Here is a 13821-nt window from a genome sequence, read left to right as displayed (position 1 = left end):
TAAATCGGCAGATTATCATTAATCACGCGGTGCTGCCATCATCGGCGCTTCACGGGCCTCCGTATCATTGTCGGCGCTGCCAGCGCCCCCGTTCATCCGCCTGCCAGTAGGTGACCTCGAATCCCCGCGATTTGCAATCGGTCCACGCCGATCTCGCAGCCGCGAGCGCGTCCGCATCATCGCCGTTGAACACGAGCACCATGCGCTCGTAGCTGTGCGAGTCCGATGGCAGCGCCGCGTTATCCACCAGGAAACGGACGTTCGCGCCGTTGGGATTGCTTTCTTCCACCGCGAGCACGATCGGCTGGTCGGCCACATCGGCCACCCGCCAGGTGGCGTGCGGCAGAAACGAATCGTCGCGATAGGTCCACAGATGCGCATCGAGCGCATCCGCGCGCTCCTCCGATGTCGACTGCACCACGACGCGCCAACCGCGCTCGAGCGACTTCTCGAGCAGCGGCGGCAGCACGCCTTCCACGGTCATGTTCTGCAGGTGGTAGAACAGGACTTCGGTCATCGCCCCGCGTCACGCCTTGGCGCCGGATTTGGCTTCAGCTTTGGTGTCGGATCTGGATTCGTAAGAGTCCCACACCAGCCGATCGAGCAGCCGGACGCCATAGCCCGATCCCCAGCTCTGGTTGATCTCCGATTTCGGCGCGCCCATCGCGGTGCCGGCGATGTCGAGATGCGCCCACGGCGTGTCGTTGACGAAGCGCTGCAGGAATTGCGCGGCGGTGATCGAGCCGCCATGGCGTCCGCCGGTATTCTTCATGTCGGCGAACTGCGAATCGATCAGCTTGTCGTATTCGTGGCCGAGCGGCATGCGCCACACCTTCTCACCCGTCTCCTGCCCCGCCTTGAACAGCTTGTCGGCGAGATCATCATTGTTGGTGAAGAGACCGGCATGCTCGGTGCCGAGCGCGACCATGATCGCGCCGGTCAAGGTCGCCAGGTCGATCATGAATTTCGGCTTGAACTTGGTCGCGACGTACCACAGCACGTCGGCGAGCACGAGGCGGCCCTCCGCATCGGTGTTGATGATCTCGATGGTCTGGCCCGACATCGAGGTGACGATGTCGCCCGGACGCTGGGCGTTGCCGTCCGGCATGTTCTCGACCAGGCCGATGGCGCCGATCACGTTGGCCTTGGCCTTGCGTGCGGCGAGTGCATGCATCAGGCCGACCACGCAGGCCGCGCCGCCCATGTCGCCCTTCATATCCTCCATCGAGCCGGCCGGCTTGATCGAGATGCCGCCGGTGTCGAAGCACACGCCCTTGCCGATGAAGGCGACCGGCTGCTCGCCGCGCTTGCCGCCGTTGTAGTGCATCACGACGGTGCGGCTCGGCCGTGCCGAGCCCTGGCCGACGCCGAGCAGCGCGCCCATGCCGAGTTTCTTCATCGCGGGCACGTCGAGGATCTCGACGGTGACGCCGAGCTTGCGCAAGGCGGCAGCGCGTTTGGCGAACTCTTCCGGGTAGAGCACGTTCGGCGGCTCGTTGACGAGATCGCGCGCCAGTATCACCCCGTCGGTCACGTGGGATCGCGGCGCGAAGGCCTTCTTGGCCGCCGCGACGTCCGCCACGGCGATCGAGACATTGGCGCTGACGGCGCCCTCCTCGTCCTTCTTCTTGGTCTTGTAACGGTCGAACCGATAGGCCCGCAGCCGGATCCCGGCGGCCAGCGAGCTGACCTGATCCGGCAACAGCGGTCCCGAAGGCAGCTCGGCGAGCACCGCCACCGCTTCAGTTCCGGCGTTCAGCTTTCCGGCTAAAGTCCCGCCGTATTTGAGGAAATCCTTGTCCTTGAGGTCCGAGCCCTTGCCGATGCCGATGACGATCAAGCGCTGAATCTTGATTCCCTCAGGAGCCAGCAGATCCAACACCGCGCCATCCTTGCCCTTGAACCGGGCTGCCTCGGCCGCGCGCTTGATCAGGTCCGAGGCTCCCCCGAGCGCCTTCTCGGTCGCGACTCCAAGACGCAGGGTGTCATCGCAGAACGCCACCACGATGCCACGCGGGGCGGTCGACAGCGGGACGAAGCCGACCTTGACGGCGTCGGACATCAAGCAATCCTCCAAATTTCGACGTGATGAGCCGCCACGTCCGACCGAAAACCTCAAGGGCCAGACGCGGATGGCGGCAGTTCGGAACCCAACTTGACAGCAGTATGGCCTGCCCGGACCGCGGCTGCCAAGCGCCGCGTGGCGGGCCAGTCACAATCATGAAATTTTGACCGTATTTTCGGGGCGCCACGCCACAGCCATTTTGTCGACGGATCAACGAGATGGTAATGATATTCACTGCTCTTGGAACGTCACGGCGACAGCGGCCTTGGGGGACCCGTTTCAAGGGGGGCTGCAGCGCTCGTTCCGGGACTGCTGATTGGGGATCGAGCGCAGACGATGGGGTCCATCGACAGGTACATCTTTCGCACGACGCTGGCGTCGTTCGCGCTGGTGTTGGTCAGCCTCACCGGCGTGATCTGGATTACGCAGGCGTTGCGCGGCATCGACCTGATGACCAGCCAGGGCCAGACGATCCTGACCTTCCTTGGCATCACCGGGCTCGTGATTCCCTCCCTGCTCGGCGTCATCGCGCCGATCGCGCTGATGATCGCGGTCTCGCACACGCTGAACAAGCTGGCGACCGATTCGGAGATCATCGTCATGAACGCCGCCGGCATGTCGCCGATCCGGCTGTTCGTGCCGTTCGCCTATGCCACCTGCGCGGTAGCCGTGCTGGTGACGGTGATCGCCGCCTTCTTCGCCCCCGACGGCCTGCGCCGGATCAAGCAGTGGGATGCCGAGATCACCGCCGACGTGCTCGCCAACATCCTACAGCCCGGGCGGTTCGCGCAGCTCGACCAGAACCTGACCATCCGGATCCGCGAGCGCCAGCCCGGCGGTGAGCTGTCCGGCATCCTGATCGACGACCGCCGCGACCCCAAGGAGCGAATCACGATCATCGCCGAGAAGGGCACCGTCGTGAAGAATGCCGACGGCTCGTTCCTGGTGCTGGAGGACGGCAATCTCGAACGCTTCGAGCTCGGCAAGCGCGAGCCGGCGATGGTCGCGTTCGCCCGCTACGCCTTCGACATGTCGAAGTTTTCGAACCAGGGCCGCGACGTCACGCTCGGCATCCGCGAGCGCTATCTGTGGGAACTGATGGCGCCCGCAGAAAACGATCCGATCTACAAGCAGATCCCCGGACAATTCCGCCAGGAATTGCACGACCGCTTCCTGGCGCCGATCTATCCGTTCGCCTTCGCGGCCCTCACCTTCGCATTCCTGGGCGCGCCGCGGACGACACGCCAGAGCCGCAACTTCTCGTTCGGCAGCGCCATTCTCGCCGTGTTCGGCGTCCGCATGGCGGGTTTCGCCTGCTCGGTCATGACCGTGAAGACGCCGATGGCGGCGCTGGTGCAGTACCTCATGCTGTTCGGCGTGCTCGGCCTCAGCATCTGGATCATCATCGGCGGCGTGGTGGTCGAGCCGCCGGCGCGGCTGATGGAAGCCATCAACCGGTCGAACGCGCGGATCGCACGCCTGTTCGGAAGGCCGGCCACCGCATGAGCATGGTCACCAACACGCTCGGGCGCTATTTCGCCGGCCGCTTCCTGGTCTCGGCGGTCGGCGTGTTCGCGAGCATCTTCATCCTGCTCGTGCTCGTCGACTACATCGAGATGGTACGCAAGACCTCCGGGCTCGCCTCGGCCTCGGCGCTGATGGTGGCGGAGACGTCGCTGTTCCGGGTGCCGCAATTGCTCGAGAAGATGATGCCGTTCTGCGTCCTGATCGGCGCCATGACCTGCTATCTCGCGCTGTCGCGCCGACTCGAACTCGTGGTGGCACGCGCGGCCGGGGTCTCCGCCTGGCAGTTCATCGCGCCGGCGCTGGCAAGCGCCATCGTGCTCGGGCTGATGGCGACGACCCTCTACAACCCGATGTCGGCAAATCTGCGCGAGCTCTCCAAGCGCATGGAGGCCGAGCTGTTCGGCGCCGCCCCGGGCGGCGGCGTGCAGGACGCGGCCGGCTTCTGGCTCAACCAGATAAACCCCGACGGCTCCGTCATCATCAATGCCGCGCGCAGCGAGCAGCAAGGCGTCCGCCTGACCGGACTGACCCTGTTCCGTTTTGATACGGACAAGCACTTCAAGGAGCGAATCGAAGCGCGCGAGGCGACCCTGGAAGAAGGCAGGTGGGTCTTCCGGTCCGTGCGCCGATTCTCCCTCGATGCGCCGCCGGTCGACGAACCGACGTACATTCTTCCGACCAGCCTGACGCCGGCGCAGGTCCGAAACAGCTTCTCCACCCCCGAAACTGTGTCGTTTTGGCAACTTCCGACATACATCCGCTCGTCGGAGAGCTCGGGCTTCGCGACCGCGGGGTACAAACTGCAGTATCATAAGCTGATCGCGCAGCCGTTTTTGCTGGCTGCGATGGTCATGCTGGCTGCGTCCGTGTCGCTCAGGTTCTTCCGAATGGGTGGCGTACAGAAAATGGTTTTGAGTGGCGTGGGCGCCGGGTTTCTGCTCTACGTTCTGTCGAAAGTAACTGAAGATTTGAGCAAGGCTGAGTTGATGAATCCGATCGCTGCGGCGTGGCTGCCGGTGTTCGTCGGCGGCCTCACGGGCTTCATGGCCTTGCTCTACCAGGAGGACGGCTAGTGTCGTTCGTTGCCGTCCGTCAGACAGCGCTCGCCGCGCTTCGGCAGCATGCCGTTGCGCGCGTTGGTTGCGCGCGCGTGCGTCGCGCCGGGTCTGGCGTACTTGGATTCGTTATGGCCTGCGGGCTCGGCCTGATGGTCGCTGCTGCGATCGCGGTCGTGGCGCCGACCCCTGCCGTGGCGCAGGGCTTCACCTACAATCCGCGCCCGCCCAAGGCGCCGCCGCCGCGCGTCGCCAACGACAACCAGATGCTGGTGCAGGCGACCGAGGTCGATTACGACTACAACAACTCGCGCGTGTCGGCGGTCGGCAACGTGCAACTGTTCTACAACGGCACCTCGGTCGAGGCCGACCGGGTGATCTACGACCAGAAGACCAAGCGCCTGCATGCGGAAGGCAACATCCGCATGACCGACGCCGACGGCAAGATCACCTACGCCAACAGCCTCGATCTGTCGGACGACTATCGTGACGGCTTCGTCGATTCGCTGCGCGTCGAGACCGAGGATCAGACGCGGATGGCGGCGACCCGCGCCGACCGCTCCAAGGGCAATTACACCGTCTTCGAGAACGGCGTGTACACCGCCTGCGCACCGTGCAAGGACGATCCGAAGAAGCCGCCGCTGTGGCAGGTCAAGGGTGCGCGCATCATCCACGACCAGACCGAGAAGATGCTGTATTTCGAGAACGCCCAGCTCGAATTCTTCGGCGTTCCTCTGGCCTACATCCCCTACTTCTCGACGCCCGATCCGACCGTGAAGCGCAAGAGCGGCTTCCTGATGCCCGGCGTCACCCAGACCGGCGGCTACGGCTTCGGCGTCGACATCCCCTATTACTGGGCGATCGCGCCGGATTACGACGCGACCTTCACGCCGCGCATCACCTCCAAGCAGGGCGTGTTGCTGCAGACCGAGTTCCGCCAGCGCCTCAGCAATGGCGGCTATCAGGTGCGCCTGTACGGCATCGATCAGCTCGACCGCAACGCCTTCGCCGGCCAGCCGGGCGACCGCCAGTTCCGCGGCGGTGTCGACACCAAGGGCCAGTTCGCGCTCAACGACAAGTGGGTCTGGGGCTGGGACGGCATCCTGCTGTCCGACTACATGTTCCTGTCGGATTACCGGCTGGCGCAGTACCGCGACCCGTTCAACTCGTTCATGAGCCTGCCGACCGAGGCGATCTCGCAGCTGTATTTGACCGGCGTTGGCAGCCGCAGCTTCTTCGACGTCAGGGCGATCCACTATCTGAGCTTCTCGGGCAACCAGCAGACCGTGCCGGTGGTCTATCCGGTGCTGGATTACTCGAACGTGCTGAACTATCCCGTGTTCGGCGGCGAGTTCAGCTACAAGACCAACTTCGTCAATCTGAGCCGCCAGACGGCGGTGTTCGATCCGATCACCACCACGGCCAACACCAACGGCCTGTGCACGACGACATCGGCTGACCCGCTTGCGCGCCTGCCGACGCAGTGCCTGCTGCGCGCCACGCCCGGCACCTACACCCGCCTGACTGCGCAGGCGGAGTGGCGGCGGTCGTTCACGGATCCCTACGGCCAGATCTGGACGCCGTTCGCGATCCTGCGCGCGGATGCGATCAACGCCAACGTCTCGAACCAGCCGGGTGTGGGCAACTTCCTGCAGACCGGCGACACCCAGGCGCTGCGGCTGATGCCGACGGTCGGCCTGGAATATCGCTACCCGTTCATCAACGTTCAGCCGTGGGGCACGACGACGATCGAGCCGATCGCGCAAGTGATCATCCGGCCGAACGAGACCTATGCCGGCCGGCTGCCGAACGAGGACGCCCAGAGCATGGTGTTCGACGCCAGCAACCTGTTCAGTGTCGACAAGTTCTCCGGCTACGACCGCGTCGAGGGCGGCGGGCGCGCCAATGTCGGCGTCCAGGCGACCACGCAGTTCGACCGCGGCGGCACCATCAACGTGCTGTTCGGCCAGTCCTATCACCTGTTCGGGATGAACTCGTTCGCGGTGCAGGACGCCAACAACACCGCCATCGGCTCCGGCCTGGACAAGAACGTCTCGGACTACGTGGCGCGGGTCGACTACTCGCCCAACCGCACCTACACGTTCAGCATGCGCAGCCGGTTCGACCAGCAGACCCTGAACATCCAGCGCTTCGAGGCGGAAGCCAAGGCGAACTTCGACCGCTGGTCGGTGGCCCTGACCTACGGCAACTATGCTGCCGATCCGGCGATCGGTTACCTCACCCGTCGTGAGGGCATCCTGGGTAGCGGCTCGGTCAAGGTGGCACCGAACTGGGTCGTGACGGGCGCCGCGCGGTGGGACCTCGCTGCCAACAAGATCAACCAGTATGTGATCGGCGCGGGCTATGTGGACGACTGTTTCGTGCTGGCCGCCAACTATGTAACGTCGTATAACTATACGGCAGGCACCACTCCACCCGTTCTGAGCCATGCCTATATGCTCCAGATCGGGCTTCGGACGCTTGCCACGACCTCGTCGACGGGAACCGGGGCTGGCGGCCTTCAGTAGTGCGCGCCAGTCTCCGACGGCCGCTCCGTGGGGTTCGAAAGTCCCTCGTCGGGAGCCGTGGCGCGGCTTCCAGTTGGATCAATAGCGACAGCGAAGCTTGGTCATGACGATCGCGTTCTCTCCTCGCCTTCGGGCCCTGGCCATCTGCACTCTTGCCGCACTCGCCTGCGGCATCGGAACGATGTCGGCTCGCGCCCAGAGCATCGTCGTCATGGTCAATGGCGATCCCATCACCGACTATGACATCGAGCAGCGCACCAAGCTGAACTTCCTGAGCACGCGCAAGCATCAGTCCCGCCAGGAGATCATCGACGAGCTGATCGACGACAAGGTGAAAATCAAGGAAGGCAAGAAGTTCGGCGTCGAGCCGACCGCCTCCGACGTCGACCAATCGTTTGCTGGCATGGGCTCTCGCATGCGGCTCAACCCGGAACAGTTGACCAAATCGCTGGAGAGCCAGGGCGTGCGGCCGGAGACGCTGAAGGCCCGCATCAAGGCGGAGATCGTCTGGAGCAGCCTGGTGCGCGGCCGCTACAAGGAGCGCCTGCTCGTCTCCGACAAGGACGTCGCCGCGGCTGTCGCCGCCGCCGGCGGCGACGGCGATCAGCAGGGCCAGGCGTTCGAGTACAAGATGCAGCCGATCGTGCTGATCGTGTCGAACTCCTCGAACCAGGGCTTGATGGAAGCACGTCACAAGGAGGCGGAGGCGCTGCGCTCACGGGTGCAGACCTGCGCCGAAGCCAACAACATCTTCAAGACGACGGCGAACGCGGTCATCAAGGAGATCGTCGTCAAGACGTCCGCCGACATCCCGCCGAATCTGCGCAAGCTGCTCGATGACACACCGATCGGCCACCTGACTCCGCCGGAAGCGACGCGGCAGGGCATTCAGATGGTGGCGCTCTGCTCGCGGACTCCGACCACGATCGACACGCCGAAGAAGCGCGAGATCAAGGAGCAGATGTACACCAAGAAATACGAGGCCACCTCCAAGGCCTATCTGCAGGAAGTCCGCAAGGCGGCGATGATCGAATATCGCTGATGACGAAGCCGCTCGCGCTGACCCTGGGGGAACCGGCAGGCATCGGCCCCGACATCACCCTGCAGGCGTGGCTGCGCCGCACCGAGCTCGGCCTCCCCGCCTTCTACGTGCGCGGTGATCCTGCCTTCCTGGCTCAGCGCGCCAAGCTGCTCGACCTCCCCGTCACCGTGGACGAGGTTCGTCCCGAACAAGCGGCGCAGGCGTTTGCGACCGCGCTGCCCGTGGTCCCCACCGGGCACGCCGTGACGGCCCTGCCGGGCCGCCCGGACACGACGAGTGCCGAGGCGGCCATCGGCTCGATCCGGGAGGCCGTGGCCGACGTGAGGGCCGGACGCGCCAGCGCCGTCGTGACCAACCCGATCGCCAAGGCCGTGCTCTACCGTGCCGGCTTCTCGCATCCCGGCCATACCGAATTTCTCGCCGAGCTCGCCGCGGATGGCGGAGCCACGCCACAGCCGGTCATGATGCTGTGGTCGCCTGTTCTCGCCGTGGTGCCTGTGACGATCCACGTCGCGTTGCGCGATGCGATCGACCAGCTGACGAGCCCGCTGATCACGTCGACGACGCGAATCGTCGCGGCGAGCCTGCGCCGCTATTTCGGCGTATCGCGGCCGCGCATTGCGATGTCGGGCCTCAATCCGCATGCGGGCGAGGACGGCACGCTCGGCACCGAAGAGGACACGATCATCGCGCCCGCGATCGCAACCTTGCGCAATGCCGGCCTCGACGTGCAGGGACCGCTGCCGGCAGACACGATGTTTCATGAAGCCGCGCGCAAGACCTATGACTGCGCCATCTGCATGTACCACGATCAGGCACTGATCCCGATCAAGACGCTGGCGTTCGACGAGGGCGTCAACGTGACGCTCGGCCTGCCCTTCATCCGCACCTCGCCCGACCACGGCACGGCGTTCGACATTGCCGGCAAGGGCACCGCCAATCCGGCGAGCCTGATCGCGGCGCTCGAGCTCGCGGCGCGCATGGCCAGCCAGTCGTCATGAGCGCGATCGACGACCTCCCGCCGCTGCGCGAGGTCATTCGCGATCATCAGCTTTCGGCTCGCAAGGCGCTCGGCCAGAACTTCCTGCTCGATCTCAATCTCACCGCCCGGATCGCGCGCGCCGCCGGCCCGCTGGAGGACGCCACCGTGGTGGAGATCGGCCCCGGTCCGGGAGGCCTGACGCGGGCGCTGCTCGCGCTCGGCGCGCGCCACGTGATCGCGGTCGAGCACGACGAGCGCGCGATCCCGGCGCTGCAGGCGATCGCCGCGCGCTATCCGGGGCGGCTCGAAATCGTCTGCACCGACGCCCGGACCTTCGACGTCCGGCCCTACCTCGGCAGCACCAAGGCGAAGATCGTCGCCAACCTGCCCTACAACATCGCGACGCACCTCCTGATCGGCTGGCTTTCCGCAGAGCCGTGGCCGCCCTGGTACGACATGATGGTGCTGATGTTTCAGCGCGAGGTCGCCGAGCGCATCGTCGCGCGCGAGAACGAGGACGCCTATGGCCGGCTCGGCGTGCTCGCCAACTGGCGCTGCGAGACCAAGATCCTGTTCGACATCTCGCCATCCGCCTTCGTGCCGCCGCCGAAGGTCACGTCGTCCGTGGTGCGGCTGGTGCCGCGCCCGTCGCCCGAACCCTGCGACCGCCGCGCGCTCGAGCAGGTCGCCGCCGCCGCCTTCGGCCAGCGCCGCAAGATGCTGCGGCAGAGCCTGAAGTCGCTGCCGGCGGATCCCGCGCGGCTCGCGGCCGCCGCAGGTGTCGATCCCACCCGCCGCGCCGAGACCATTCCGGTGTCGGGCTTTGTTGCCATGGCCCGCGAATTGACCAATAGTCGCGACGCGAACAAGTCTTAATCAACAAGCATTTCAGGGAGTTTCATCATGGCGTTGATGCGCCGTCAGTCGCTCGTCAAGTTCGACGCACCGCTGTGCGAAACCATCGTCGAGACGCCGAAGCCGCAAGGCCGGGAAGTTCTGGTTCGCATCGAGCGCTGCGGCCTGTGCCACTCCGACCTGCATATCCAGGACGGCTATGCCGATCTCGGCGGCGGCAAGCGCCTGGACACCACGCGCGGCATGACCCTACCCTTCACGCTCGGACACGAGATTGCCGGCGTCGTCGATGAGGTCGGACCCGACGTGCCGAAGGAACTGATCGGCGCGCGCCGCGCAGTGTTTCCGTGGATCGGCTGCGGCCAATGCCGCGACTGCGCCAATGGCGACGAGAATTTGTGCGCCAAGCAGCGCTTCCTCGGCGTCTCGATTGACGGCGGCTTCGCCACCCACGTGCTGGTGCCGGATGCGAAGTATCTGCTGGAATACGATCCGCTGCCGGTCAATCAGGCCGCGACGCTGATGTGCTCCGGCGTAACGGCCTATGGCGCGCTCAAGCGCCTCGTGGATCGGCCGCGCCAGCGCAATCTGCTGCTGATCGGACTCGGCGGCGTCGGCATGATGGGCCTGTCGTTCGCGCAGGCGATGTTCAAGCAACCGATCTCGGTGGCCGACCTCTCGGCGGCCGCGCGCGAGACCGCGCTGAAGAATGGCGCCGCGACGGCCTACGATCCGGCCGAGCCGGATGTGATCAAGCGCATCCTCAAGGAGACCGAGGGCGGCTTCGACGAGGTCGTCGACTTCGCCGGCAACGAGAAGTCGATGGCCTTTGCGGTGTCCGTCGTTGCACGCGGCGGCAAGATCGTCGTCTCCGGACTGATGGGCGGCCAGTTCACCCTGCCGATGGTTCAATGGGTGTACAAGCGCATGACCATCGAGGGCTTCATGGTCGGCACGCTGACTGAGGCGCACGAGTTGATGGCGCTCGCGCGCGCCGGCAAGATCAAGCCGCCGCCGATGCGCGAGGAGCCGATGGCTGACGTACAGAAGTGGATCGATGCACTGCGCGCCGGCCATGTGGTCGGACGTGTGGTGCTGACGAACTGATCCCTCGTCCGTTGCGACATCGCACGCGGCGGCGGTGCTGCACCGCTGCCGCTGTGGCCAATCATTTGTCCACAAACGTAGAGGTTGTCGGCGCCGCGCCTCGGATCCCTGAGGGTGAAAAGTCAGGTCCATCTTCACGGATGTGACCGATTTGGCGCGCTAGCGCGGCCAAAATCGAGACGGGATGCGGATCCTTTTGTGGGAAAAAAGCCGCACTCGGGCACGAAAGGATCGCGACAGAATTAATCCGGAATTGCGGCTCATTGCCACCCAACTTCTCTCCGAGAACGCGCCGTTGCGTAAGCGTATCCGGAGTCTTCAATGGCAAGCCGAACGGCAGGAGTTGCGTTTGCCATTGCAGCCGGAATCGCCGGCACCGTCGTGCTCGTGCTGCCGCGCGTCGTGTTGGCGGCGGAGGAATGTCTGACCGAGCCGACGGGAGAGAAGTCCGACGCGCAACGCTGGTACTATCGTTTCGATCGTGGCACCAATCGGCGTTGCTGGTATCTGAAAGACGCCAACGGCAATACCCGTGACGCCGCGGCACCGATGCGGGCCGCGCAGCAGCCGACTCCCTGGGACTTCGCCCAGCCCGCTCCACCTAAACTGACGCCGAGACGCACCGATGGCCCGGTCGCTCGCACCAGCGACGCCCTCGCCGAAGCGCCGCAGCCGCGGCTGCGTGCCGATCTCGCCGTGCGGGGCACGCCGAAGCCGCAGAATCTCGCCACGCCGACGACGCTGACGGCATCGGACACCAGCCTGCCGCGCAGCCTCGATAGCTCGCCCTGGCCCTCTGCCCCGCCGCAACAGGCGGACCCGATCGCGGCCGATGCGCCGCCACCGGCAATGGCCGACGACGGCAATGCGGAGCCGGACGCGAATGCGGCGCCGACTGCCGACGGGCCGATCATCGCACCCAAGCCGAGCAAGCCCGAAGCGCCCATCCACGTGCTCATGCTCGTGGTCATCGGCGCACTCGCGATTTCAGGACTGCTGGCGAGCGCGCTCTATCGGCTCAGCCGGATGGGACGGCGGCAACGGCGCAACGGCAGCTGGCACGCGGACGCAGTACGGATGCGCCGTAGTCGCATCAAACCACGCTCCAAGGCGCCGCAGGGCGGGATGCGTGCGAACCGCGGCAGCATGCCGGCGGCACCATCCCATCCAGGCGGCAGCCGCGGCTCCCAGCCGGCTTCGGCGCTCGACCTCGCCAGCGCGCGGCTGTCCGCTTCAACGGACCAGATCGACCCCCGTGCGCAGCGACCGGCGCCGTCTCCCCAGCATCAGGATCACCCGGCCGTGGCCGCACGCCGACGCGACTGGGACGCGGCTGCGGAGATGCAGCGATCACAGTCCACCGACGCAGTATGGCAGGCGGTCGATGAGTTGGTGGATCGCGCAGCAGTGCGCCGGGCCGAGCCTTCCGGGGCACAGATCGTTGCGACCAACGCGCCGCCATCGCCGGTTGCCGCAACGGCCCCATCGCCTGCTGCTCCGGCGCAGGCACAACTGACGGCTGCCCAGATGGCCGCGGCGCAGGCCGCTGCCGCCAAGATTGCAGCAGCCCAGACGAGCGCCGCTGCTGCAGCCGCCTCGCCGCGCTCGCCGACCTACGCGGCACCGACCGCGCCCGCCGAGCCCTGGCCGGCGGCACAGCGGGTTGAGCCAGCGAATCCCACCCGCATCCAGGTAGCCGCAGCAATGCCGCCAGCCGCCCCGCCACCGGCGCAGGCTGCCGCGACCGCCGCCCCACCTGCCCCTGTCGACGTCAGCGAAATCGTGTCGGCGCTGCGCAAGGCCCGAAGCAGCGATGCCACGTCCCCCTCTGCCGGCGCTCCGATCGACGCCGCCAAGGTGATTGCCGCGCTGCTGGTGTCGCGCGCGGCCAAGCGGCACGCCACGCAACCCGGCGAGGCTAGCGATGATCCGGCTGCAGCGGCCCTCGCTGAGACCGCTCCGCCAACGCAGGCGGACGCTGCACCCCGGACCACGCAGGCGTCGCAACACCTGACGAACCATCCGCGTGGCGGCCAGCCCGTCGCTCAGCCCGTTCCCGGGACGCCCGATCAGCCTGCCTCCCCGCGCGCGCCGTCAACGGCGCCAGCCGATCCAGCGGCCGCACTGATCGAGACGCTTCGCGCGCATGCGGCACGACAACCGGCCCCTCAGCCTGACGATGACATCGCCGTGGGCGGACCCGCGATGACGTCGGAAGCCCCTGCCGCCGAAGACGATGAGCTCGACGATCCTGCGGCGGCGCTGATCAACCTTCTGCAGTCGCGCTTTTCATTGCCCGAAGACGAGCTGGAGGCAGAGCCGCAGCAGGAGGAGTTCTCCGTCGAGGCTCAGCAGGACGTCGTGCACATGCATGATGATCCCGCGGCCCGACTGATGAGTCTCCTGGAATCGCGGTCGTCGATCCCCGCCGCGCTACCTATCGACAGACCGCAGGCGCAGCAGCAGCCACAGCGCCCGTCGCAGCAGCGTCCCCTGTTCGTGCCGACGCCGTTCGAGGATCCGGCGACCCCGCCGCTCGACTTCATTCCGCGGCCTCCGGCGCTGCGGCCGCGGCCGCGCAACATTCAGCAGGATGATGAGCTCGACGGCATCCAGGACATCCTGGCGCGCCTCGGCCGGCGGGCGTAGACGGAAGGCGT

Annotated in this window: 10 protein-coding genes; 8 read left to right on the top strand and 2 right to left on the bottom strand. The window is 66.1% G+C overall.

All coding sequences use genetic code 11. From position 1 onward, the window contains the following. Nucleotides 1-64 precede the first annotated feature (64 nt). A complete protein-coding gene (locus QX041_RS06170; RefSeq protein ID WP_315749957.1) occupies nt 65-517 on the bottom strand; it encodes a DNA polymerase III subunit chi in 453 nt (150 codons plus the stop codon). A 9-nt stretch (nt 518-526) separates the two neighbouring features. Then, on the bottom strand, nt 527-2062 hold the full coding sequence (locus QX041_RS06165; RefSeq protein WP_316164705.1) for a leucyl aminopeptidase: 1536 nt from the start codon (nt 2060-2062) through the stop codon (nt 527-529). A gap of 339 nt (nt 2063-2401) precedes the next feature. Between QX041_RS06165 and lptF the strand changes: the two genes are divergently transcribed. From lptF to QX041_RS06125, 8 genes are all read left to right on the top strand, one after another. Continuing rightward, nucleotides 2402-3571 (top strand): LPS export ABC transporter permease LptF, encoded by a 1170-nt coding sequence (lptF, locus tag QX041_RS06160; protein ID WP_315749956.1) that lies wholly within the window; start codon nt 2402-2404, stop codon nt 3569-3571. Beyond that, nucleotides 3568-4665 carry an LPS export ABC transporter permease LptG gene (gene lptG / locus QX041_RS06155; protein WP_315712392.1) on the top strand — a complete coding sequence of 366 codons (1098 nt, stop codon included), beginning with the start codon at nt 3568-3570 and terminating at the stop codon, nt 4663-4665. The genes lptF and lptG overlap by 4 nt, the downstream gene beginning before the upstream one ends. After that, nucleotides 4665-7175: an LPS-assembly protein LptD gene (locus QX041_RS06150; protein WP_315826795.1), complete on the top strand. Its 2511-nt coding sequence runs from the start codon at nt 4665-4667 to the stop codon at nt 7173-7175. Before lptG ends, QX041_RS06150 begins: the two co-directional genes overlap by 1 nt. Nucleotides 7176-7278: 103 nt before the next feature. Next, on the top strand, nt 7279-8217 hold the full coding sequence (locus QX041_RS06145; protein WP_315712396.1) for a SurA N-terminal domain-containing protein: 939 nt from the start codon (nt 7279-7281) through the stop codon (nt 8215-8217). Then, nucleotides 8217-9218: a 4-hydroxythreonine-4-phosphate dehydrogenase PdxA gene (gene pdxA / locus QX041_RS06140; protein WP_316164704.1), complete on the top strand. Its 1002-nt coding sequence runs from the start codon at nt 8217-8219 to the stop codon at nt 9216-9218. Before QX041_RS06145 ends, pdxA begins: the two co-directional genes overlap by 1 nt. Continuing rightward, nucleotides 9215-10075, top strand: coding sequence for a 16S rRNA (adenine(1518)-N(6)/adenine(1519)-N(6))-dimethyltransferase RsmA (rsmA, locus tag QX041_RS06135; RefSeq protein WP_315712399.1), 861 nt, complete (start codon nt 9215-9217; stop codon nt 10073-10075). Before pdxA ends, rsmA begins: the two co-directional genes overlap by 4 nt. Nucleotides 10076-10102: 27 nt before the next feature. Beyond that, entirely contained in the window at nt 10103-11161 is a 1059-nt protein-coding gene (locus QX041_RS06130; RefSeq protein WP_315712400.1) for an alcohol dehydrogenase, read from the top strand. Between the two features lie 381 nt (nt 11162-11542). Beyond that, a complete protein-coding gene (locus tag QX041_RS06125; RefSeq protein ID WP_316164703.1) occupies nt 11543-13810 on the top strand; it encodes a hypothetical protein in 2268 nt (755 codons plus the stop codon). Nucleotides 13811-13821: the final 11 nt, after the last annotated feature.

Origin of the sequence: Bradyrhizobium sp. SZCCHNRI2009 (assembly GCF_032485115.1) — a bacterium.
In the GTDB taxonomy this organism is placed as follows: domain Bacteria; phylum Pseudomonadota; class Alphaproteobacteria; order Rhizobiales; family Xanthobacteraceae; genus Bradyrhizobium.
This window is presented reverse-complemented; position numbering and strand designations above follow the sequence as displayed.